The organism is Gaetbulibacter jejuensis, assembly GCF_039524015.1.
Lineage (GTDB): Bacteria > Bacteroidota > Bacteroidia > Flavobacteriales > Flavobacteriaceae > Gaetbulibacter_B > Gaetbulibacter_B jejuensis.
In genome coordinates this window covers 538647-562883 of record NZ_BAAAGF010000001.1, presented here as the reverse complement: position 1 = coordinate 562883, position 24237 = coordinate 538647, and the positions used below count along the sequence as shown (strand labels likewise).

The following is a 24237-nucleotide window of genomic DNA, read 5'->3' as shown; positions in this document are numbered from 1 at the left end:
TCAAAACATATTGGTTTTTGTTACATTAGGAATCGCTATATTATTTTTGGTCAAAAAATTTATTTGGAAGCCAAAAAAAGCGACAACTAAATCTTGTGGCAACAGCAATTGTGGCTGCAGTTAACGGTCAGTATAAGAAACTTAGAGCAAGTTGATAAGTGCTCTTCGTTTTTGGTTTATTACCTATCTAAATACACATAAGTTGTATCTAATTCGTATTTATATTTTGTTTCATTGAATTTAAACTTTGTAACAGATAGTTTTGATGGGTTATATGGCTCTATTTCCTCATAGGATTTAACACTTATAAAACCATTATTTTCCACTTCAAATTCAGCACCTTTAAGATAATCCATAAAGACCAATTTATAATAGTTCTGATTTTGATTTAAAAAGATACCATAGATACAACCTCCAGTTCCGCAAGCTCCTAAATAAACCATAATATCGTTTTTTCCATCAGCATTAAAATCTTCGTTCTTATAAGGTTCAGTTTTAGCAGTGCTATCTGGCAATTCAAAGTCAGAATTTTTAGGAGGAATAATTTTAACCAAATTTTCACTATTTATCTCATTAAGAGTAAATAAATGCTCATTTTTATTTATGGATTTGTCAGTTTGCTTAAAATTTGAAATATCTGTGTTTTCTTTCTGTCCTTTTTTAGTTTGACAAGAAAATAAAAACAAAAATATTAGTACTATTGAAGTTTTCATTTCTTCTTAGTGTTTTTCAATTATTGCCAACTAACTATTTATTATACTTCTTCAACCACGCCAAAGTATGTGCTACTTTACTAATCAAGTTACTAGGCTTTGCAGCAATATTGTGATACGATTCAGGAATTTCAACCAAAACAGTTTCTATCTTACGTAACTTTAAAGCATGATATAATTGTTTGGCTTCACTAGGTGGTGTTCGTAAATCGTTCATCCCAACCATAACCATTGTTGGTGTTTCAATATTTCCTACTAAAGAAATTGGTGAAAACTTCCAATAGTTTTCAAAGTTTTCCCAAGGATGTCCTGGATAACGTGTGTCTTTGTAATAAAAATAGTTGTCAGCAACCAACGTTTTACTAATCCAATTCATTACAGGTTTTACCACAACCGCTGCCTTAAAACGATTGTTCATTCCTATCATCCACGCAGTCATAATTCCTCCTGCACTTCCTCCAGTTACAAACAATTGGTCGTTATCTGCAATGCCTTTTTCAACTAAATAATCCACACCATCCATCACATCGTTATAGTCTTGTCCAGGATAATTGTTCTTCAATAGATTCCCGAATTCCTCACCATAGCTTGTACTTCCTCTAGGGTTTGGATAAAACACCACATAACCATCTGCTGCGTACAATTGAATTTCAGCTGTAAAACGATCACCATAGTTTAAAATCGGTCCTCCATGATTTTCGACCAATAACGGATAGCTTTTAGAAGCATCATAAAAAGGTGGCTTTACAATCCATCCTTGAATATCTCTTCCATCAAACGTCGATTTGTACCACACTTCCTCTACCTTACCAAGTTGTCTGTGTGCTAAAACATCAGCATTTAAACCAGTAATGAGTTTTGGTGTTTTTTTATTTTGAATTACAGCCAATTCTGCAGGATATTCTGGTCGTGTTTGCGTGTAAGCAATAACACCTTTATTTGACACCGAATACGAACCAGACGCATAAGGTCTTCCTAAAGTTGTACCTCCAACATTATCAGTAAGTTTTGAAATTTTTCCTGAGGTTGTAATGTAACCTATTTTGGTATTTCCTTTTTCATCATACATAAAGTACAAGCCTTTTCCTGAAGTGTCCCAAGTAATATCTGAAACGCTTTCATCCAAGCCAGAAGAAATAATTCTTCGATTGCTTCCATCAGTATTCATTAAATGCAAAACCGTATTTTGATGGTCTTGAACTTTGTCTAAATAGCCTAAAAACGCAACGGTTTTTCCATCAGGTGATACTTTTGGCGAATAATCTGGTCCATCTTGAGTAGTTAAAGCGGTTATCTGTTGGGTATTCACATTCACTTTATAGACTTCGCTATTTCTAAATCTATATTCCCAATCGTCTACTCTATTTGCAGAGAAGTAAATCTCTTTTCCGTTAGGTGAAAACGACAAACTTCCTCCATGACTGTAATCTCCTGATGTTAATTGACGTGCTGTTCCGCCTTCGGCAGAAATCATAAAAATATGTGTAAAGCCTGTTGGCATATAACCTCTACCATCAGCTTCGTGTTTTAATCTGTCTGTAATTCGAGCTGGTTCAGCCCATTTAGCGCCTTTAGGTTTTGATGGCATTTGTGCTACAACAGGTGGTTTTTCATCAACAAACATGGTAAATGCTATTTGTGAACCATCTGGTGACCAAGTTAGGTTTCCTGGTGATTTTTCTAATTGTGATAATTTGGCAATTTGACCAGAACTTACCCAATACATATAAATTTCGGCACCTTCATCGGTAGAACTCACAAACGCTATACGATCTCCACTTGGCGACCATGCTGCTTGTGACTCTCCTACTTCTCTAGAGGTTAATTTTCGATGTGATGTTCCGTCAGTATTAATAATCCAGAGGTTGCCTCTAGAATTATCTTTCATAATATCAAATCCGTTTCTTCGGTAAACAATTTGTGTACCATCAGGTGAAATTTGCGGATCACTAACCCATTCTAATTCAAAAACATCTAAAGGTTGAAATGGTATTTTTTCGTTTTGCGCATAACTAGTGATGATGCTAAACGTCAAGAATAAAAGAAATTGAAGACGATACATAATTAAGTTTTGAAAATTGATTTGTGAAAATACTAATAAAAAAACACTTCCGTAAATACGTGATTAGGCTTGATTTAAAAACAAGTTTTTTGCGACATTTTGAGATACTGTTATTTCTGAAGAATTGAGTCTAATCTTCAAAGAATTATCATAGGTTTCTTTATGGACAACGGTAATTTTTGTACCTAGAGAAATGCCATTAAGGTCTAAATATTTTAAAAAATCAGATGACGAATCATTGACACCTACACATTTATAGGCTTTCCCAATTTGTGCTTGCGATAATAATATTTTTTCAAAATCTTTAAAGTTTCCGTCTTGATCAGGAATTGGATCGCCATGTGGATCGTGTGAAGGAAATTCCAAAAAAACATCAAGCTCTCTTATTAATTTATCAGACTTAATATGTTCTAGTTGCTCAGCAACTTCATGGACTTCGTCCCAAGTGAAATTTAGCTTTTCAACCAAAAACACCTCCCAAAGTCTGTGTTTTCTTATAATGCTAATTGCTACTTTTTGACCTTCTTTGGTTAATGTGACACCTTGGTATTTTTTGTAATTCACATACGCTTTTTCCGATAGTTTTTTCACCATATCAGTCACCGAAGAGGCTTTGGTGTTCATGACTTCTGCAATTGCATTAGTGCTCACATTTAAGGCTCCATTTTCTCCTAAATGATAAATGGCCTTTAAGTAGTTTTCTTCTGTTCTAGTATTCATCTTAACAAAGATAAAAAAAGAATCATTTAATTTTATTTTTAGATTTGTCTAAATTTTATTTTACCTTTGTTTAAAATTAATACAAATACTAATGAAAAAAAATATACTCTGCTTATTTTGCTTGTTTATATCTTTCAATTCATTTGCTCAAAATATCAAAGGAACGATCTCTTCTGAAGGCGAACCGCTTTCATTTGTAAACGTCTATTTAAAAAATACAACCAAAGGCGCTGTAAGTAATGAAAATGGCACCTATACTATTACCAATGTTTCACCAGGAAACTATACTATAATTGCATCATTTACTGGGTTTCGGTCTGAGAGTAAGTCAATAACTATTTCCAATAGTGATGTAATTGTGAATTTTGATTTGAGTCTTTCTGAATCTTTAAATGAAGTTGTTGTTACAGGAACGCTTAAACCTGTAAACCGATTGGAAAGTCCAGTTCCAGTTGAAGTGTATTCTCCTACGTTTTTAAAGAAAAACCCAACTCCAAATATTTTTGAAGCACTACAAAACGTGAATGGTGTTAGACCTCAATTAAACTGTAATGTCTGCAACACTGGCGATATTCATATTAATGGATTGGAAGGTCCTTACACATTAGTGCTTATAGATGGTATGCCAATTGTAAGCGGACTCTCAACTGTTTACGGCTTATCAGGAATTCCAAACTCATTAATTGAACAAGTTGAAATTGTTAAAGGTCCAGCGTCTTCTCTTTATGGAAGTGAAGCTGTTGGTGGTTTAATAAATATTATCACCAAGTTGCCTGAAAATACTTCAAAATTATCGGCAGATGGTTTTGTAACAGGTTGGGGCGAAGCCAACATCGACCTTGGCTACAAAGCTATTATTGGAGAAAAAACAACAATGCTACTAGGGACCAATTACTATAATTACTCCAACCCAATCGATAATAACAACGACAATTTTACTGATGTCACACTACAAGATCGAATTTCAATATTTCAAAAATGGGATTTTAAACGCAGCAACAATCGTAAATTTTCATTAGCAGGTCGCTATTTTTATGAAGATCGTTGGGGAGGCGAAATGCAATGGAATCCAAGTTACAGAGGCGGAAACGACGTTTATGGCGAAAGCATATACACTTCACGCTTTGAGATTATTGGAAATTATCAACTTCCTATTAAGGAAACCGTTAACCTTCAGTTTTCATATTCCGATCATGATCAAAATTCGGTATATGGAGATACTCCATATCTGGCAAAACAGCGCATCGGATTTGGGCAATTGGTTTGGGACACATCTTTAAACCATCACAATATCTTAATAGGTGCAGCAGCGCGATATAATTTCTACAACGACAACACCACAGCAACCCTTAATGCCGATGAAGTAACAATACCTTCAATTTTTGCCCAAGATGAAATTTCGCTTAGCTCAAAACAAAAGTTACTTTTAGGTGCACGTTATGATTACGATAAACGTCATGGCTCTATATTTACACCAAGAATAGCTTACCGTTACAAGCCTACCGAAAATGATATTTTTAGAGTGAATGCAGGAACAGGATTTCGTGTTGTAAACCTTTTCACTGAAGAACATGCAGCACTAACAGGCGCTAGAGATGTAATTATTGAGGAAACACTTAAACCTGAAAAATCATATAACGTTAATCTTAACTACCTCAAAAAATTATACACCAAAAATGGGTTTATATTTACATTTGACGCATCGCTTTGGTACACACATTTTACAAATGCTATATTGCCAGATTATGACACCAATCCAAACCAAATTATATATGATAACCTTGATGGACACGCAACCTCTAAAGGGGCTAGCTTAAACATTGATGCGGTTTTTGGCAATGGCATTAAAGCTCTTTTAGGTGTTACTCATCAAGATGTTTCACAAACCGAAAACGACGAAACCATTGATCAAATTTTAACTGAAAAATTCTCAGGTACTTGGGCATTATCTTACAAACACTATAAAACCAACCTAACTTTAGATTACACTGGGAACATTTATGGCCCAATGCGATTACCAACGTTAGGCGATTTAGACCCTAGAAATGACAAATCACCAACATGGAGTGTACAAAATATTCAATTAACGTATGATGGCATTAAAAACATAGAGCTTTATGCTGGCATTAAAAATCTTTTAAATTGGACTCCAAACAAAGGAGAACCATTCATTATTGCAAGATCACACGATCCCTTTGATGAAAATGTTGATTATAATCCTGACGGAAGTGTTATGGCTACTTCTGAAAACCCTTATGCATTAACATTTGACCCATCCTATGTTTATGCTCCAAACCAAGGACGTCGTTTGTTTTTTGGAATGCGGTTTCAATTAAATTAAAAATTTGAATTGGTAATTCAAGCCACCTGAAGATGACTGCAAACACGACCGCATCATCTTCAGGTTTTTATATACAAAAACACTAATAGCACAATGTTTTCTTAAAAACATATATTTATCTAAATTTAAAAAATGAAAAAGTTAGCACTCTTAATACTCCTACTTATTTCTTTTACAAGCTGTAAAAATGAAAAGTCAACAGATGGTAAACTCAATGTGGTTACCACAACAACCATGATTACCGATTTGGTTAAAAACATTGGTGGAGATAATATCAACCTTCAAGGATTAATGGGAAGTGGTGTCGACCCTCACCTTTACAAAGCAAGCGAAGGCGATGTTACCAAATTGGTAAATGCTGATATTATTTTTTACAACGGATTGCATTTGGAAGGTAAGCTCGTTGAAGTCTTTGAAAAAATGGAACGAAGTGGAAAAACGCCAATTGCCTTAACTGATGTCATTGACAAATCTACCTTAATAGGTTCCGACTATTTTGCTTCAAATTACGATCCTCACGTATGGTTTAATATTGATTACTTTATCAGCTTTGGAAGTGAAGTGTCAAGGGTTTTACAAGAAAAAGATCCTGAAAATGCCCAACTGTATGAGGAAAATTGGCAAAACTACTACAAGCGTCTTTTAAGCCTAAAGTCTGATATCACATTAAAGATTGAGGAATTACCAAGAGAAAAACGCTTTTTAGTAACAGCTCATGATGCCTTTAATTACTTTGGAAGGTCTTACAATTTTGAAGTTGTTGGCCTACAAGGACTCTCAACAGCAACTGAAGCTGGTGTTCAAGATGTTCAAAAATTATCAGCTTTTATTATTGAAAAAGGCATTAAGGCTATATTTGTAGAAAGTTCAGTACCCAAACGTACCATTGAAGCACTCCAAGCCGCAGTAAAATCTAAAGGTCACAATGTGGAAATTGGAGGCACTTTATATTCTGATGCGCTTGGAAATACTGGAACTAATGAAGGTACTTATATTGGCATGTTTGAGTATAATGTAAATACTATTGTTAATGCGTTGAAATAATGAAAAAAATAGCTGTACAAGTCGATGATTTAACGGTTGCTTATAACTACAAACCTGTACTTTGGGATATTGATTTAGAAATTCCTGAAGGTGTTCTTATGGCTATTGTTGGGCCAAATGGCGCAGGAAAATCGACACTCATCAAAGCCATATTGGGTATTTTAAAACCTATTGCTGGTAGTGTTTCCATTTATGGAAAACCTTACGAGAAACAACGTGATTTGGTTGCTTATGTGCCTCAAAAAGGAAGTGTAGATTGGGATTTCCCAACAACAGCTTTAGATGTTGTCATGATGGGAACTTATGGCAGTTTAGGCTGGATAAAACGTCCTGGTCAAAAAGAAAAAAAAGCAGCTCTTGAAGCTTTGGAAAAAGTAGGTATGTTGCCTTTTAAAAATAGACAAATTAGTCAGTTATCTGGAGGACAACAACAGCGTATTTTTTTAGCACGAGCTTTGGTGCAGGACGCTTCCATATATTTTATGGATGAACCTTTTCAAGGTGTTGATGCCACTACTGAAATTGCCATTATCAATATTTTAAAGGAATTGCGAAAAGCAGGAAAAACCGTTATCGTCGTGCATCACGATTTACAAACGGTTCCTGAATATTTTGATTGGGTAACTTTCTTAAATGTGAAAAAAATTGCCACAGGTCCTGTTAAGGATATTTTTAATGATGACAACCTGACTAAAACCTACGGCATTAATTATAAAGTGAGTATACAAGAGTAATATTAAAAACTGTCATCCTGAACTTGATTCAGGATCTAAAATTAATGGATTCCGCATCAATACTTTGACAAGCTCAGTGTGATATTGCGGAATGAAAAAAAACAAAAACTAATGTCTAACCTCTAACAACAAAATCCCAATAGACTTTCTAGAATACATAGAACTCGTAATTAACGATTACACCTTAAGAACCATCACACTTGGAACCGCAATTCTTGGTGCTGTTACTGGTATGTTGGGTAGTTTTGCTGTACTCCGAAAACAAAGTTTACTTGGAGATGCTATTTCCCACGCTGCCTTACCTGGAATTGCAATCGCTTTTTTAATTACTGGAGCAAAAGACAGCAATACGCTCTTGTTAGGTGCTTTAGTAAGTGGGTTACTTGGCACGTTCTGGATTAGAGGTATCATTACCAAAACACATTTAAAATCGGATACTGCGTTGGGATTGATTTTGTCCTTGTTCTTTGGTTTTGGAATGTTATTGCTCACCTTTATTCAAAAACAACCCAATGCCAATCAAGCTGGATTAGACAAATACCTGTTTGGTCAAGCGGCAACCTTAGTGGAAAGTGATGTGTGGTTAATGGCTATCGTGACTGGACTGTGCTTATTGGTGCTTTTACTCTTTTGGAAGGAATTCAAAATATTATTGTTTGATAAAGACTATGCAAAAACATTAGGTTTCAACACCAAAACCATTGACATCCTAATTACGAGTTTTATTGTTTTAGCTATTGTTTTAGGCTTACAAACTGTAGGTGTGGTTTTAATGAGTGCTATGTTATTAGCACCTGCTGCTGCTGCAAGACAATGGACCAATAGCTTGAGTAAGATGGTGCTTTTAGCTGCTATTTTTGGCGCCTTTTCAGGAGTGTTTGGTACTGCCATTAGCGCAAGTCAGAACAACCTATCTACTGGTCCTGTTATTGTTATTGTAGCATCAGTGTTTGTTGTTGTGTCTTTTATCTTTTCTCCAAGCAGAGGATTACTATTTCGACAAATCCGATTTATTGCCAATAGACGCGATTTGGAACAGCAAAAAACCTTGGCCTTTATGTACCATATTGCTGAAACCCATGAAGATATTTCGCATCCACACACAATTAAAATCTTGAATAACTTCCATGGGTTTACACGTAAAACACTGCAAAAACTGGTTGATAAAGACTATGTTACTATAGATGGTACGATGTGGAGTTTAACCCAAAAAGGGTTTGAAAAAGCCGCTAACCTGTATAACCAACAACACAAAACCGATGAATAGCGCTCAAATTGAAATACAGCTCATTGCCAGTTTGGTTGCTGTGGCTTGTGCCATTCCTGGAACATTTTTAGTGCTTCGAAAAATGGCAATGATTAGCGATGCTATCAGTCATTCTATTTTACCAGGAATTGTAATTGGATTTTTCATAACACAAGACCTCAACTCGCCATTGCTCATTTTGTTAGCAGCCATCACAGGAATTATTACAGTAGTTTTGGTTGAGCACATTCAAAAAACAGGTTTGGTGAAAGAAGATACTGCTATTGGATTGGTGTTTCCTGCTTTGTTTAGTATTGGTGTGATCATGATTGCCAAAAATGCCAACGATGTGCATTTGGATGTAGATGCTGTACTTTTGGGCGAATTGGCTTTTGCGCCTTTTGACAGACTTTTTATTGCAGGAACTGATGTTGGTCCAAAATCGTTATGGATTATTGGCGCTATTCTACTTATTACCTTAGGGTTACTTTTTGCTTTTTTTAAAGAACTAAAAATAAGTACCTTTGATGCTGGATTAGCCGCTTCACTCGGGTTTTCTCCTGCTTTAATTCATTATGGACTAATGACTGTGTCTTCGGTAACTACTGTTGGTGCTTTTGATGCTGTTGGTGCTATTTTAGTTGTAGCTTTAATGATTGCACCTGCTGCAGCTGCCTATTTAATAACAACCGACTTAAAGAAAATGCTCTTACTCGCTATAATATTTGGTGTATTTAGTGCTATTTCTGGCTATTGGTTTGCACATTGGTTGGATGCCTCAATTGCGGGCTCAATAACAACTATGCTAGGTTTACTTTTTTTAATCGTGTACTTGTTTGCACCAAGTAAAGGTTTAATAGCAGTAATGTACCGAGAAAAACAACAACGTATTGAAGTGTCTTTACTTACATTTTTACTGCATTTAAAAAACCATGACGATATTGAAGAACGTCATGTCAATCACCTCAACGAACATATCAATTGGCAAAAAGTGCGCAGTAAAACCGTATTGGATTTGGCCCAAAAGAACAATATGATTGAAATTAACAACAAGATTGTTTCACTTACATCAAAAGGCGACGAGTTTACTTCAAAAGCAATTGATTATATTATCACAAACGAAGATGCCCAAATTGAAGACATGAAAGATGATTTCTTTTTGTTTAGAGGTTGATTATCATTTAGAGCGTAGTAAAGAATTACTACTTAAAATCGAAACCGAAAACGAAATCGCTCTTCAATACATTTAAAATCGTTTTTCCTTTTGTAGCTTTTCATACGCTTCCTGTACACGTCTAAACTTCTCTTCAGCTCCTTTTTGGTGTTCTTCTCCTAGATGCGCTACCCTGTCAGGATGGTATTTTTTTGCCATTTTACGATAGGCAGCTTTAATTTCATCAACAGTAGCATCTTTAGTGATTTCAAGTATTTTATAAGCACTATCTGTACTGTTGTAAAACATGGCTTTAATACTTTCAAAATCGCGTGAACTAATGCTTAAATACCCTGAAATGGTATAAATTTGTCTTACTTCATCTTCAGTAACGTGTCCATCAGCTTTTGCTATTCCAAATAAAAAATGAAGTAGTTGCAAACGCGACGCATGATCCATCATACTGCGTATTTGCATACAAACTTGTCTTGTAGAAATATTCTGCTTACTAATACTTTTAAAGAGTCTAAACGCATTATTTGCTCGGTCTTTACCATACATATTGGTAAACTGTTGCCTTACAAAATCCAGTTCTCTTTGGTCTTGGTTACCATCGGCTTTTATAACTATAGACGCTAAAATGAGTAGACTTACTTCAAAATCGCCAGATTGTGTTTGTTTTGGTGCCTTAGTTGGTCTTGAGCTATAACGACCTTGTCTTGTACGTTTTGGTTCACTTTGTCCTAAAAGCGGACCACCATTGCCATTGGTCATAGCATCAACAATACTACCTAAAGCTAAACCTACAATTGCTCCTATTGGACCTCCAACAGACCAACCAATTGAAGCTCCAATCCATTTTGAAAAACTCATATGTGTATTTTAATTTTATAAGGGACTCAAATATACTATAGTTAGTAGTTTTTTAACAGCTTTTGTTACTGAAATTACCCATTGAAAACCTAAATGGTTCTATTTATTCTAACAACTACAATCTGTCGATTGCCTACTATTTTTCCGTATCTTTGCACAATAAATTATTAATCTTATAAAATTTACGATATATGTATCCAGCAGAATTAGTAAAACCAATGCGCGAAGATTTGACCAATGTTGGTTTTGAAGAATTACATACTGTTGAAGCTGTTGATGCTGCTTTAGCAAAAAAAGGAACAACTTTAGTAGTTGTAAACTCGGTTTGTGGTTGTGCTGCAGCAAATGCACGTCCAGGAGCTAGAATGAGTTTACAAAATGCTAAACGTCCTGATCACTTAGTAACTGTTTTTGCAGGTGTAGATAAAGAAGCTACTGATAAAGCTAGAGCTTACATGGTTCCTTTTCCTCCAAGTTCTCCAAGTATGGCTTTATTTAAAGATGGTGAATTGGTTCATATGTTAGAGCGTCACCACATTGAAGGTCGTCCAGCTGACATGATTGCTGACAACCTAGTTGATGCTTATAACGAGCACTGTTAATTTGCTACAACATTAAAGAATTATGAAAAAACCACGATATAGTCGTGGTTTTTTTGTGCATACATTTCATTGAATTACTTTTGTAATATGACAAAACTTTTTGCCTACCCTTTAACGGTTATTTACTTTATACTGTTTGGATTAACGCTAGTTATTTTTCATCCAATACAATGGCTGTGTCTTAATGTATTTGGATATAAAGCTCATAAGATAAGTGTAGATTGGTTGCAGTTTTTCATTATGAGATGCCTTAATGTTTTAGGTACTCGTTTTTCGTTTTCCAATCCGTTTCAAATTAGCAGCAACCAACCAGTTATTATTGTTGCTAACCACCAAAGTATGTACGATATTCCTCCTTTAATTTGGTACATGCGAAAACACCATGTAAAGTTTATTAGCAAGAAAGAATTAGGTAAAGGCATCCCAAGTGTATCGTTTAATTTACGTCATGGTGGTTCTGCATTGATTGACCGAAAAAACCCAAAACAAGCCATAAAAGCTATTGAAGATTTTTCGCACTATATTGAAACCACCAAGCGTGCAGCTGTGATTTTTCCTGAAGGGACAAGAAGTAGAACTGGAACACCAAAACCTTTTCAAAGAAAAGGACTACTTACTTTGTTTGAGCATATTCCTTCTGCAACCATAGTTCCTGTAACCATAAATAACTCATGGAAAACCTTGCGTTATGGTAAATTTCCAATGGGACTTGGAGCTCATATTACGTTTACTGTTCATGAACCTATAATTTTAAGCGACAGTAAAGACCATATTGCACTTATTAACAATATTGAACAGACTATAACTTCTTCAATAAAATCATGACTAATCAACAAATAATTGACGCTACTAAAGCTTATGTAAAAGAGACTCTTAAAAATGCCGAAGGTGGTCATGATTGGTTTCATACCTTAAGAGTATACAACAATGCTGTATTGATTTCTAAAAAAGAACCTGTTGATGATTTTGTAGTACAACTTGGAGCATTACTACATGATATCGCTGATAGTAAATTTCATAATGGAGATGAAACTGTGGGTCCTGAAATGGCAAGAGTATTTTTGTTTGAGTTAAATGTTGATTCTTTAATTATTGAGCATGTTGTAAATATTATAAAACACATTTCCTTTAAAAACTCCCTAAGTGGAAACACTGAATTTACATCTAAAGAATTACAAGTTGTTCAGGATGCTGATAGGTTAGATGCCATTGGAGCTATTGGTATTGCACGCTGTTTTAATTATGGTGGTTTTAAAAACAGACCGTTGTTTGACCCTTCAATACAACCCAACATGAACATGACCAAAGAGGAATACAAAACCTCTGCAGCACCTACAATAAATCATTTTTATGAAAAGCTATTGTTGTTAAAAGACAAAATGAATACCAAAACAGGACAACAAATTGCCTCTAAAAGACATCAATTTATGGAAACCTATCTAGAGCAATTTTATGCAGAATGGGATGGAGAACGCTAAATTTACTTTTAAAACACTAGAAGGCATTCCTTCTAAAAATAACTTAAACGCAATTTTAACCGTTTATAAATCTGTTTTTGAAGACTATAATATCGATTTTTTTAACGACAGAATTCACCAAAAAGAAGACCTATTAACTCTACTTTGTTATCATCAAAAGCAATTAATTGGTTTTAAAATAGGTTACAAGTATAACGCTACTACTTTTTACAGTTGGGTTGGTGGCGTTTTACCAGATCACAGAAAAAATGGTATTGGAAAACAACTATCGCAATTGCAAGAACAAGTTATAAATCGCAAAGGTTATAATACGTTAAGAACCAAATCCATGAATCGTTTTAAACCTATGATGATTTTAAACCTTAAAAATGGCTTTGACATTAAAAGTGTTTACACAAATGAAACTGGTCAAACCAAAATAGTGTTTGAAAAGCAGCTTAATTAATTGTGGATAATACGTTTTACTTCGCCTCTATATTTTGATGCACTTTTACCTGTTACTTCCTTAAAGACTTTATTAAAGTGCGAAAAGTTATTGAATCCGCACTCATAACACACATCAGTAATGCTAATTTGACTTTCAGAAAGTAGCTTGGTAGCATGCACTACTCTATACTCATTAACAAACTTTGTAAAGGTTTTTCCTGTTACCTTTTTAAAGTATCTACAAAACGCAGGTACTGTCATACTCACTTTATCAGCAATTTCATCTAAGCTTATGTGCTCAGTAAAATTTTGATTGACATGTTTAAAAATGATATCAATTTTTGCACTATCCTGAGCTTCGGTTTCAAAAGCAAACCCATCAGCATTTAAAAGTGTATAATCTTCGGCTTTAGCTAAAGTGTGTAAAATTTCAAGTAGAACCAGTATTTTTTTAAATCCTTCCTTTTTAGCAAACCTTTCAATTTTATCGCCTAACTTTTTCTTGGTTTTAACTCCAAACAAAATACCTTTCTTAGAACGTTCAAACAAATTATTAATACGTTCCATTTCAGGAATATTAAAAAAATGTGTTCCTAAAAAATCAGGTTTAAATTGAATTAAAGTTTGTGAACCGTTAATGGTTAAACGGTCAGTAAATCCATTATGAGGTAAGTTGGGACCAATTAACAGTAATTGACTGTTATTAAAATACGATAAGTGATTACCTATATGACGCTTTCCTTTTCCTTTGTTTACGTAAATAAGTTCAATTTCAGGATGAAAATGCCAAAACGGTTTTACTTCTTCTTGAAACGTGTAGTTTTCATGTCGTCTCACAAAAATGGAACTTCCAAATTCTGGACTAATTTTTTCGAGTGTAGGTTTTCGTGTTATCATACCCATAACTTTCAATGCAAAATTACAAGTAATGAAATTAAAAACCTATTTAAAATTACCTCAATTATATACTATTTTAACAACCTATAGTTATAGTGTTGTTAATAGAGTTAATTCTGTATATAAATTGGGAAAAATCGATGTTTTTAAACCTTGCGTTTCAGTGTACTTTTGAAGTGTCCAAAATTATTAACCTAAATATTTATATGTCATGAAAAAAGCAATTAAAAACAGTATCGTTATGGTAGCTATTATTGCTGCCATGGTAACCAACGCAAATGCAACTGCTACTTTAATAGTTGGTAAGGAGAAAAAAACAATGTTAGCATTAGACGATGTTAAACAAGGACAGCAACTATTAATAAAAGATGTTAATGGTATTATACTATATAAAGAAACCATAAACGCAACAGGAACATACAATAATTTGTTTGACCTTACTCAGCTTCCTAATGGAGATTACTTTTTTGAGTTGAACAAGGATGTTGAAATTAATGTCATTCCGTTTAAAGTTGTAGAAAACAGAGTAGAATTTAACAAGAGTTTAGAGTCTAAGGTCTTTAAACCAATTTTGAGAATGGAAGACAACCGTTTGTTTGTATCAAAGTTCTCGTTAAACAATGCGCCTTTAAGTTTAGAAATTCATTATGCAAATAATGAAGCTACTCATAAAGATTTTGAATTAATCTATTCTGAAAACATAGATAGCACTTCTCAAATTTTTGAACGTGTTTATAAATTAATGAAGGGTAACACAGGAGATTACAAAGTTGTAATAAAAACAGATGGAAGAGAGTTTACCCAAACCGTAAAAATGATTTAAATTGATTATTTAAATAATGTTAGAATGTTAGTTAGTAAAGCGGCAAACCTTTGGTTTGCCGCTTACTTTTTAAAACAACTTTAACTGTCCGTCTTTATACTGCTCATGCAGTTCAGTATTCAACTTAGGCATAGCCTTGTCTTTAAAGTATTTTTTTCTTGCTAATCGCACTAGCATATTTATTTGTTCAGCTATTTTGCCCTCTCCTCTCATTCGTGTTCCATAACGCGAATCGTTGAGATTACCACCATGGCAACTTTCAATTTGGTGCAATACTTTATCAGCTCTGTCTGGTAGTGTTTTTTTAATCCAATCGGCAAAAATCTCACCAATAGCTCCATTTAATCGTACAATGGTATGCGCTATAGACAACGCTCCAGCGTCAGACACTGCTTTTGCCAATGGTAAAATTTCATGACTATTTATAGACGGAATTATAGGTGCCAACATCACATTTACAGGAATATTGTTTTGTGATAACACTTTTAACGTTTCCAAACGCTTTTTTATTGTTGCTGTTCGTGGCTCTAAAACGCGTCTTGTAGTTTCTGACAATGAGGTAATGGATATATTAACGTTGATTAGATTGTCTTTTGCCAAGGCTTTTAAAAGTTCCAAATCTCTTAATATTAATGCGTTTTTAGTAATAATTGCCACAGGATGCTTGTATTTTAAAAACACCTCTAAACACTGCTTTGTAAGTTCAAACTCTTTTTCAGCAGGTTGGTAGCAATCCGTATTACCAGACATTACAATAGGATGCGCTTTCCAGCTTTTCTTTTTTAGTAGTGCTTCTAGAAGTTTAGGAGCATCTTTTTTCACCAAAATGCGACGTTCAAAATCCAATCCTGCACTATAACCCCAAAACTCATGACTGTTTCTGGCGTAGCAATAAATACAACCATGTTCACAACCTTGATACATGTTCATTGAAAACGCCATACCAACATCTGGACTCTCAACTTTATTAACGATGGTTTTAGGAAATACAGGTAAGTAAAGTGTTTTGTTTTTATCGGCTTCTTCTCCTTCTCTAGCACAATATTCTAAAAAATCGTCTCGGATTTCATGACTGAGTTCAAAGAATTTATTGTGCACGTTTAGTTGCGCACCACGTCCTTTTATGGTGGGTTTTGGGTTCATATCAGTAAAGTATAAAGTGAGTACTTAAAAAAGTGGTGACTTAAAATTAGGGATTAATTGTCCTTAAAACTGTTAAAACCAAAATGGGTTATTAACAAACAGGAAAAAGAGTATTAAATCACTTATACTCTTGAATTTATAAAATAAATAGTCGAAATTCGTAGAGAAGTGGATAAGAGAACGTAATCTTATCTGTGAGTTATGTTCGATTAAAAAAATCTTATGAGAATATTATTTTTAAAATTATTATTGATTAGTCCTTTAATTGGATTCTCTCAATCTGAAATATCCGAAACCACAATTGATTCTGTTAGTTTTAAAGTCAAGGTAAACCTCAAAAATGCAACTAAAGATGGTATTTATTTGAAAGGTTACGTTGTAAATATCCCATTCGAAGACTTAAAAAAGCTTGATGGAAAAACAATTGAGGTTAATGGAATTGCAACAATTGAGAAGAGGCTAGAAAATGACATAACTCAGTACGACAAAAATGGAAATAAGATAATTAAACAAGGAAGAAGTCGAGATACAAAGCATATCCAAAAGCCAAAATACCATATAATTAAGGAGTAAAACAGTATTTAACCAGAACCTTTAACCAAAAACCATCCTGTATTTATCAATAACCAATAGTTAGTAACCATTAAAACAAAACGCAAATGAAAATTAAGTTAGCATTATTTACTTGTTTAATCTTCTTGGGATTAAATCTTTCTGCACAGGAATCGAAATTTATTGAAGTAACAGGGAGCGCTGAAATGTTAATTGAACCAGATGAATTTATTTTCATTATCGGAATCGAAGAATATTGGAAAGAGGAATTTGAAAAGAATAAAGATTTCGAGGATTATAAAAATAAGGTTAAAATAAGTGAAATTGAGGGACAACTTATAAAGACCTTAAATGATCTAGGAATTAAAACAGAAGATATAAAGTCAACAGAAGTTGGAAATTATTGGAGATACAGAGGGAAAGAATTGTTGATAAGTAAAAAGCTAGAAATTTCATTGACTGATTTTAAGCACATAAACAAGATTATTTCTAAACTCGACAGAAAAGGAATTGACTATATGCAAATTGGAGAACTTAAAAATAAAGAGCTTGTTAAATATCGTAAAGAAGTGAAAGTGCAAGCTTTACTTGCTGCAAAAGAGAAAGCTAAATATCTTTTAGAGGCAATTGACAAAGAACTTGGAGATATAATTTCAATTACTGAATTAAACTCAGATAATTATTTTTGGAGACCTACATTGTCGACAAGTAATGTTATGTTGAATTCAAGTGAAAATCCAGAAGCTGAAAATGACAAAAAAATCAAATTGAGATTTGAAATTAACGCAAAATTTGGAATAAAATAACGGTTGCCAACAACAATGTATGACCACAATCTTTAACCAAAAACTATTGTATATTTATCAATAACCAATAGTTGGCAATAAGCTGAAAAATAAATGAATAAAGTTTATTACGCTAAAAAAGGATTATACGTCGGAATTACTGCAATTATTTGTGCTTTTTATTTTTTTGCACCAACTCTTTTTACTTTTAAAAGTTCACTAATCGAACAAAACGGAGAGATTGAAAATTTAAAAACTTATTATACTCAAGTAGAAGATTCAAGAGGCTCAAAAAGCATTAAATCTGAACTTAAATTCACACTCAATTCGACACAAAGTATTTATATTCTAATGAAAAATATTGGGCAAAGTAGATATTATGAAAGATTCGAAAAATTAGAAAAACAATTAAAGAAATCGGAAAGAGCTACAGTATGGATAAAAAAAAATCAAAAAGAGGATTATAAACCAATAGTTTTTCAAATAGCTGATAGAAATGGAAAAATACTTTATGATTTTGAGGAATCGAAGTCTCATTCAAAATTCGGATTTAGAATTTCTATCGGACTAGGGATTTTTGGAATCGGATTGTATTTAAGACATAGATATATGAAAAAATCTAGCTAACAAAAATCAACTCATTATCACTAAACTACTTCCCAGGAAAATCAGCTTTACGCTTTTCTAAAAATGCGGTAGTTCCTTCGGTGAAGTCTTCGGTTCCAAAGCAGTTACCAAATTCTTCAATTTCAACAGCAAAACCATCAACACCATCTTTAAAATTGGCATTTACAGCTTTAATAGCTTTACTAATTGCTACAGAGGAATTTCGCATAATTTTACTTGCAATTTTTTCAGCTAATGGCAATAAGTCGTCTTGTGTAGTGACATGGTTTACCAAACCATAGTTTAAGGCTGTTTGCGCATCAATCATACCAGCAGTCATTACCAACTCCATAGCACGACCTTTGCCAATAAGTTGCGGTAAACGTTGCGTACCACCATAACCAGGAATAACACCAAGAGAGGTTTCTGGCAAGCCCATTTTTGCATTGTCGCTCGCTACTCTAAAATGGCAAGCCATTGCCAACTCTAGTCCGCCACCAAGCGCAAAACCGTTAACTGCTGCGATAACTGGAGTAGATAGGTTTTCAACAAAATCGAACAATAATTCTTGTCCTTTTTGTGCCAATTTGCTTCCGTTTTCAACATCAAAATGCGCAAACTCACTAATATCAGCTCCTGCAACAAATGCCTTTTCACCACTTCCTGTAACTATAATAACTCTAACTGCTTTATCCTTATCAGCAGCATCAAAAGCCTCGTGAAGCTCTTGTATAGTTGCTTTGTTTAAAGCATTGAGTTTGCTAGGTCTGTTTATGGTTATTTGTGCAATACTGTTATTGACTTGAAAAAGAATATTTTGGAAATCCATGGTTATTGTTTTGGAAAAGACACTTTAAAAGTGGTGCCTTTATTTTTTTGTGTTGTAAAGGTAATATTTCCTTTATAAGTTTCCACAATGTTTTTTACCATTGCTAATCCAAGACCCATTCCGCTTGACTTAGTCGTAAATTTTGGTTCAAAGATTTTCTCTTTATTTTCTTCGGAAATACCTACACCATTATCAGATATTGTGATAAGCACCTGGTCTTCAACCTCTGAAACATTCACCACAATTTTCTTATCCTCTTGCTCTTCAGGAATGGCTTGAGTACCGTTTTTTACAAGGTTTGTAATAACTCTTATAAGTTGGGTTCTATCAAATTTAGCTTTAATAACTTCTTTATCATAACTAAAATGAATGTACTCTTCACTAAAAATATCCAGTGCTAGCTTAGTAATTTCAACCACATTAAGTACTTCATTCTTTTGAGCTGGCATTTTAGCAAAGTTTGAAAACGCCGAAGCTATAGAACTCATGGTATCAATTTGCTGAATAAGTGTTTTACTGTATTCATTCACTTTTTTATCGATATCAGGATCGTTGGCATCAAACTTACGCTGAAAACTTTGTACACTCAAACGCATTGGAGTTAACGGGTTTTTAATTTCGTGAGCTACCTGTTTTGCCATTTCTCTCCAAGCTTGTTCTCGCTCGCTAGTGGCTAGTTTTACTGCACTTTCTTCGAGTTCGTCAATCATACTATTGTACGATTTTACAAGTGTTTCAATTTCTTCGCTAGAGGACGCTATTTCAATTTTTTTGTTTCGCTTTTCCAGTCGTGTTTCATTCATTTTATCACTTATGGTTTTAAGTGATTTTGTAATGTATTTTGACAGCAAATACGCCAATCCAATAGCAATAAGTAGCATAACCAAATAGGCATACGACAAACGCTCTAAAAACTCTCTAAGCTCTTTGTTTAAAAAATCGTCGTCTTCAAGATAAGGTAAATTCAATATAGCTAAAGGCTTGAACTTAGTATCTGTAATGTAAGAGTAAGACGATTGATAATTCTTTCCGTTTTCAACACGTTTAATTACATATCTATGTTCGGCAGTATTAGAAATAGCATTCAGTATTTCAACATCAATACATTTAGTTATAGTATCGTTTTTTGAAAAGCTTTCTTTAGAACTTTTTAGTATAGTTCCATCTAAATCATAAAGGTTAATTTGCAATTTATGAATGGTAGCAATCTCATGGATTTTTTCCTTAAATATCAACGGAATATTCTCAGTATTTACAGGATAAGTAGTTTCTTTAATGGTGAAGTCAATACTACTTTTTATGTTTTCTTCTTTACGCTCTAGTCGTTCTTTGTGATAGTCTTGAGCTTCTTCATTATACTGATAAATGGTAACAATTGCTATTAAAATAGAAGCCAATAATACCAATAGTATCATGGCTATAAAAATTCTAAATCGTAAGGAGAGTTTTTTTAGTTTCATGTAATAGCTTGTGAAGCTAAAGATAACAATAATCGCACCAAACCACCTAAGGTGTTTTAAAAAACAGAAAAATGCATTTAAGTTCTCCTATTTTTTTCTCTAATGCGCTTGTACATTTTAAATCCTAGCATTAAAAGTATTGCTAAAACCACCAAACCTATAACACCAAAAACCCAAGAAATAGCGTTTTTTAAAATGACTAAAAACACCACAGCAAAAAGGATAAATGTTGCTCCTTCATTCCATAATCGCATAAAATTAGAGGTCTTCCTAATATCGTCTTGCTGCAACTGTTTGTAAAACACATGCGTTTTATAATGATAGATAAAGAGCAACACTACAAATGTTAGTTTTACATGCATCCAAGGTTGTTGTAACCAACTTGGTATGAGTATAAGCAACCAAACCGCAAAAATGGTAGCTAAAATAGCTGAAGGCCATGTAATGATGGTCCATAATCGTTTGGTCATTAACTTGAGTTGTTCAGAAAGAATTTCCTTTTCAGGAGATGGTTTTTGAGACGCTTCAATATGATACACAAACAATCTAGGAATGTAAAACAAACCTGCAAACCAAGTGACCACAAAAATGAGGTGTAATGCCTTTATGTAATTATAATATTCCATTAATCTTCAACAAATAGATAATTTAATTGTTTTTCGTTAAACGCTGTATTAAAAGCGCTGATTTCAGTATTTATTAATTGATTAAACGCATCTAATTGTACATTGATTTTTTTAGTCAATTCATTTTTTACAGCTACATCCTGATCAGTTGGTGCAAAATCTCCCATACCAACTAAGGCATTAAGGTGTCCCAGCTTGTTTGTTAGTCTTATTGGGAAGTTTAAAGGGTCTTGTCCACTTCTATTTTGAGTTTGATATAATGCTTCTTCAATTTTAGTAAAGTCTTCTTTTAGTTTTTTGGCAGCTTCTAGCAACTCTTTTAAATCATCATTTCCTTTATATTGCGTTTCAAAGGCTGTGAGCTGTTCTTTTATGTTTCTTATTTTTTTAATGGACTTATGTGCTTTGTCCATAGTTTTATTCACATCAGTAATAAAATCAAACTGTTTTTGCATATCTGCCTGTGAACTTTCAGCTCTTGGGTCAGCAACAATATTGAATGTTTGGGAAGTAACATTGCTGTTTACATTTAAGCTTACCTTATAAGTTCCTGGTATTGCTCTTGGACCATCAAGACTTGCCCACCATAAAATCATATCATCTAGTTTTTCGGCTCCATCGTATGTCATGTCCCAAACAAACTGGTTCATTCCTTCTTTAACTTCTAATGTATTTTTCTTTTTGTTTTTAGTAGAAAACGAATTGATAGTATCTCCTTTTTGATTGAAAAACGTCAAAGACACCTCATCGTTTTCTTTATCATATTTGTTTAAATCAAAATAGGTCATTACTCCATTAGGATGATTTGTTCCTGCTGTTTTACTTCCTGTTCTATAACCAGCACTCATCCTATAGGTGTCTTTTGGTTTGAATAATTTATTTCCTTCGGAAGAAGAACCATACAGTTGATGTAACACTGTTAAATCATCAATAATCCAAAGGCTTCGTCCTTGAGTTGCAACAATTAAATTATTGTCTTTTATCGTCAAATCTGTAATAGGAACGATAGGAAGATTTAACTGAAATGGTTGCCAGTTTTTTCCATCATTAAACGAAATATACATTCCTGTTTCTGTTCCTGCATACAGCAATCCTTTTTGTTTTGGGTCTTCTCTAAGAACTCTGGTAAAATGTTCTGAATTAATTCCATCAGTGATTTTTTTCCAAGTTTTTCCGTAATCGGTTGTTTTATACAAATAAGGTGTGAAATCTCCTGTTTTATACTTTGTACCAGCAACATAACATGTACCAGCATCAAAAGCACTTGGTTCAATACTGTTAATCATCATCCATTCAGGCATTCCCTTAGGTGTAACATTTTCCCAGCTTTTTCCTCCATCTTTGGTAACATGAATTAATCCATCATCACTACCAACCCAAAGCAAACCTTCGGTAATTGGAGATTCTTGAGCAGCAAAAATGGTACAGTAATATTCTACCGAAGTATTATCTTGAGTAATAGGTCCTCCTGAAGATTTTAATTTTTCAGGATCATTTCGTGTTAAGTCAGGACTTATAATATCCCAAGATTGCCCTTCATTTTCAGTAACATGAACATGTTGGGAAAACGTGTATAGTCGGTTAGGATTATGCTTAGAAAACAGTATTGGAAAATTCCATTGAAAACGATATTTCATACCTTCAGCTCCATGTCCCATTGGGTTATCAGGCCATACGTTTATAGCTCTTACAGTACCTGTTTTATGATTTAATCGTGTTAAAAATCCGTCATAACTTCCACCATAAACTATGTCGTTATCTTCTGGGTCTACTGCAATATGAGCCGATTCTCCACCAGCAGTTGACTCCCAATCATCTTCAGTAATATATCGTCCATCTGTTCTATGCGAAATTCTTACTGTAGAATTGTCTTGTTGTGCTGCATAAATACGATACGGAAAATGATTATCGGTTGTAACACGATAAAATTGTGATGTTGGCTGGTTGTGATAGGTGCTCCAGGTTTCTCCTCCATCATAAGTTACCTGAGCTCCTCCATCGTCTCCAATAATCATTCTATTTGGATCTTCAGGTGCTATCCATAAATCATGATGGTCTCCATGTGGTGCATTATGCGAACTAAACGTTTTACCTCCATCAGTACTTTTATGATATCTTACGTTTAGTACATATACCACATCTACGTCTTTGGTATCAGCATAAACTCTAGTATAATACCACGCTCTTTGTCGCAAGTTTCTATCACTATTAACTTTAGTCCAAGTTTCTCCTCCATTATCACTTCTATACAAACCGCCTTGATCTTTATTTTCAACCATAGCCCAAACACGTTGATTGTTTATTGGCGATACTGACACTCCTATAATACCTAAAGTACCTTCGGCAAAGCCTTCATTGATTGATATTTCTGTCCAGGTTTCACCTCTATCAGTACTTTTCCAAAGCGCAGATCCTTCTCCACCTGAACTTAAGCTATAAGGCGTTCGTTGTACATTCCATGTGGAAGCATATAAAATTCTAGGGTTGGTTGGGTCAATCAATAAGTCGACAACTCCTGCTTGGTTGTTAGCAAATAAGGTTTTTTTCCATGTTGCTCCACCATCTGTACTTTTATAAACACCTCTTTCTTGGGTTGGTTTATAGATGTTACCCAACACACCTGCATAAACGATATTATGGTTTGTTGGATCTACAGCAATTCTTGGTATATGACGAGACGTTTTTAATCCTGAAGATGTCCATGTTTTTCCTGCATCAACACTTTTCCAAATACCATATCCTGAAGATACATTACCACGAACGGTTTTTTCTCCTCCACCAACATATATCACGTTTGGGTCACTTTTAGATACTGTAATGGCTCCTATACTTCCACCAAAAAAACCATCGGAAATATTTTCCCAGCTTCGTCCTCCATCTTTTGTTTTCCAAATTCCTCCTCCTGTTGCTCCAAAGTAATATAGATTAGGTTGGTTTGGTACACCTGTTACTGCTGCACTTCTTCCTCCTCTAAAAGGACCGATTAAACGATACTCTAAAGCAGAAAAATCAGATTGTTCAAAATCTTGAGCATTAAAATTTAAGGTTGTAAAAACTAGACATAGCGAAAACAGAAAAGAGCGTTTCATTTTGGTTGGTTTTAATATCAATGTGGACTAAAAAT

Annotated in this window: 23 protein-coding genes; 13 read left to right on the top strand and 10 right to left on the bottom strand. The window is 34.0% G+C overall.

From position 1 onward, the window contains the following. Positions 1–179: 179 nt before the first annotated feature. The 3 genes from ABD011_RS02480 to ABD011_RS02470 all read right to left on the bottom strand — a co-directional run bounded on the left by ABD011_RS02480 (position 180) and on the right by ABD011_RS02470 (position 3495). Positions 180–713, bottom strand: coding sequence for a hypothetical protein (locus ABD011_RS02480; protein WP_343795513.1), 534 nt, complete (start codon positions 711–713; stop codon positions 180–182). Between the two features lie 34 nt (positions 714–747). After that, on the bottom strand, positions 748–2775 hold the full coding sequence (locus ABD011_RS02475) for a S9 family peptidase (protein ID WP_343795511.1): 2028 nt from the start codon (positions 2773–2775) through the stop codon (positions 748–750). 63 nt (positions 2776–2838) lie between these two features. Then, a complete protein-coding gene (locus tag ABD011_RS02470) occupies positions 2839–3495 on the bottom strand; it encodes a metal-dependent transcriptional regulator (protein ID WP_343795509.1) in 657 nt (218 codons plus the stop codon). 91 nt (positions 3496–3586) lie between these two features. Here ABD011_RS02470 and ABD011_RS02465 point away from each other — a divergent pair, with 91 nt between their 5' ends. The 5 genes from ABD011_RS02465 (at position 3587) to ABD011_RS02445 (ending at position 10034) form a co-directional block, all read left to right on the top strand. Continuing rightward, a complete protein-coding gene (locus ABD011_RS02465; protein WP_343795507.1) occupies positions 3587–5836 on the top strand; it encodes a TonB-dependent receptor in 2250 nt (749 codons plus the stop codon). A 132-nt stretch (positions 5837–5968) separates the two neighbouring features. Further along, positions 5969–6880 carry a metal ABC transporter solute-binding protein, Zn/Mn family gene (locus ABD011_RS02460; protein WP_343795505.1) on the top strand — a complete coding sequence of 304 codons (912 nt, stop codon included), beginning with the start codon at positions 5969–5971 and terminating at the stop codon, positions 6878–6880. Beyond that, complete coding sequence (locus ABD011_RS02455; RefSeq protein ID WP_343795503.1) at positions 6880–7614, top strand: metal ABC transporter ATP-binding protein; 735 nt, start codon at positions 6880–6882, stop codon at positions 7612–7614. Before ABD011_RS02460 ends, ABD011_RS02455 begins: the two co-directional genes overlap by 1 nt. A gap of 139 nt (positions 7615–7753) precedes the next feature. Next, positions 7754–8881: a metal ABC transporter permease gene (locus ABD011_RS02450; protein WP_343796770.1), complete on the top strand. Its 1128-nt coding sequence runs from the start codon at positions 7754–7756 to the stop codon at positions 8879–8881. Then, positions 8874–10034, top strand: a complete 1161-nt coding sequence (locus tag ABD011_RS02445) for a metal ABC transporter permease (RefSeq protein ID WP_343796768.1) — start codon at positions 8874–8876, stop codon at positions 10032–10034. Before ABD011_RS02450 ends, ABD011_RS02445 begins: the two co-directional genes overlap by 8 nt. 72 nt (positions 10035–10106) lie before the next feature. Here the strand turns inward: ABD011_RS02445 and ABD011_RS02440 are convergent, their stop codons facing one another. Then, positions 10107–10886: a TerB family tellurite resistance protein gene (locus tag ABD011_RS02440; protein WP_129759681.1), complete on the bottom strand. Its 780-nt coding sequence runs from the start codon at positions 10884–10886 to the stop codon at positions 10107–10109. Positions 10887–11077: 191 nt separating this feature from the next. On the opposite strand from ABD011_RS02440, the gene ABD011_RS02435 reads away from it, so the two are divergent. The 4 genes from ABD011_RS02435 (at position 11078) to ABD011_RS02420 (ending at position 13411) form a co-directional block, all read left to right on the top strand. After that, on the top strand, positions 11078–11488 hold the full coding sequence (locus ABD011_RS02435; RefSeq protein ID WP_129759682.1) for a BrxA/BrxB family bacilliredoxin: 411 nt from the start codon (positions 11078–11080) through the stop codon (positions 11486–11488). An 87-nt stretch (positions 11489–11575) separates the two neighbouring features. Beyond that, a complete protein-coding gene (locus tag ABD011_RS02430) occupies positions 11576–12313 on the top strand; it encodes a lysophospholipid acyltransferase family protein (protein ID WP_343795499.1) in 738 nt (245 codons plus the stop codon). Further along, a complete protein-coding gene (locus ABD011_RS02425; RefSeq protein WP_131506300.1) occupies positions 12310–12966 on the top strand; it encodes an HD domain-containing protein in 657 nt (218 codons plus the stop codon). The genes ABD011_RS02430 and ABD011_RS02425 overlap by 4 nt, the downstream gene beginning before the upstream one ends. Beyond that, positions 12953–13411, top strand: coding sequence for a GNAT family N-acetyltransferase (locus ABD011_RS02420; RefSeq protein WP_343795496.1), 459 nt, complete (start codon positions 12953–12955; stop codon positions 13409–13411). Before ABD011_RS02425 ends, ABD011_RS02420 begins: the two co-directional genes overlap by 14 nt. Here the strand turns inward: ABD011_RS02420 and ABD011_RS02415 are convergent. Beyond that, complete coding sequence (locus ABD011_RS02415; RefSeq protein WP_262732377.1) at positions 13408–14289, bottom strand: AraC family transcriptional regulator; 882 nt, start codon at positions 14287–14289, stop codon at positions 13408–13410. The two genes, ABD011_RS02420 and ABD011_RS02415, sit on opposite strands and share 4 nt — an antisense overlap. 211 nt (positions 14290–14500) lie before the next feature. Here ABD011_RS02415 and ABD011_RS02410 point away from each other — a divergent pair, with 211 nt between their 5' ends. Beyond that, on the top strand, positions 14501–15112 hold the full coding sequence (locus ABD011_RS02410) for a hypothetical protein (RefSeq protein ID WP_129759687.1): 612 nt from the start codon (positions 14501–14503) through the stop codon (positions 15110–15112). A gap of 69 nt (positions 15113–15181) precedes the next feature. Here ABD011_RS02410 and ABD011_RS02405 read toward each other — a convergent pair whose 3' ends face one another. Next, positions 15182–16255, bottom strand: a complete 1074-nt coding sequence (locus ABD011_RS02405; protein WP_343795492.1) for a PA0069 family radical SAM protein — start codon at positions 16253–16255, stop codon at positions 15182–15184. 222 nt (positions 16256–16477) lie between these two features. On the opposite strand from ABD011_RS02405, the gene ABD011_RS02400 reads away from it, so the two are divergent. The 3 genes from ABD011_RS02400 to ABD011_RS02390 all read left to right on the top strand — a co-directional run bounded on the left by ABD011_RS02400 (position 16478) and on the right by ABD011_RS02390 (position 18219). Then, on the top strand, positions 16478–16828 hold the full coding sequence (locus tag ABD011_RS02400; RefSeq protein ID WP_343795490.1) for a hypothetical protein: 351 nt from the start codon (positions 16478–16480) through the stop codon (positions 16826–16828). A gap of 86 nt (positions 16829–16914) precedes the next feature. Beyond that, the gene (locus ABD011_RS02395; protein WP_343795488.1) at positions 16915–17613 is read left to right on the top strand and encodes an SIMPL domain-containing protein; all 699 of its coding nucleotides are present in this window, start codon (positions 16915–16917) and stop codon (positions 17611–17613) included. 93 nt (positions 17614–17706) lie between these two features. Next, positions 17707–18219 carry a hypothetical protein gene (locus ABD011_RS02390; RefSeq protein WP_343795486.1) on the top strand — a complete coding sequence of 171 codons (513 nt, stop codon included), beginning with the start codon at positions 17707–17709 and terminating at the stop codon, positions 18217–18219. Positions 18220–18244: 25 nt separating this feature from the next. On the opposite strand, the gene ABD011_RS02385 is transcribed toward ABD011_RS02390, so the two are convergent. The 4 genes from ABD011_RS02385 to ABD011_RS02370 form a co-directional block, all read right to left on the bottom strand. Next, entirely contained in the window at positions 18245–19027 is a 783-nt protein-coding gene (locus tag ABD011_RS02385; protein ID WP_343795484.1) for an enoyl-CoA hydratase/isomerase family protein, read from the bottom strand. 2 nt (positions 19028–19029) lie between these two features. Further along, positions 19030–20487, bottom strand: a complete 1458-nt coding sequence (locus ABD011_RS02380; protein ID WP_131506307.1) for a sensor histidine kinase — start codon at positions 20485–20487, stop codon at positions 19030–19032. A gap of 77 nt (positions 20488–20564) precedes the next feature. Next, positions 20565–21113 carry a CopD family protein gene (locus tag ABD011_RS02375; protein ID WP_343795481.1) on the bottom strand — a complete coding sequence of 183 codons (549 nt, stop codon included), beginning with the start codon at positions 21111–21113 and terminating at the stop codon, positions 20565–20567. After that, positions 21113–24202 carry a WD40/YVTN/BNR-like repeat-containing protein gene (locus ABD011_RS02370; RefSeq protein ID WP_343795479.1) on the bottom strand — a complete coding sequence of 1030 codons (3090 nt, stop codon included), beginning with the start codon at positions 24200–24202 and terminating at the stop codon, positions 21113–21115. The genes ABD011_RS02375 and ABD011_RS02370 overlap by 1 nt, the downstream gene beginning before the upstream one ends. Between the last annotated feature and the right edge of the window lie 35 nt (positions 24203–24237).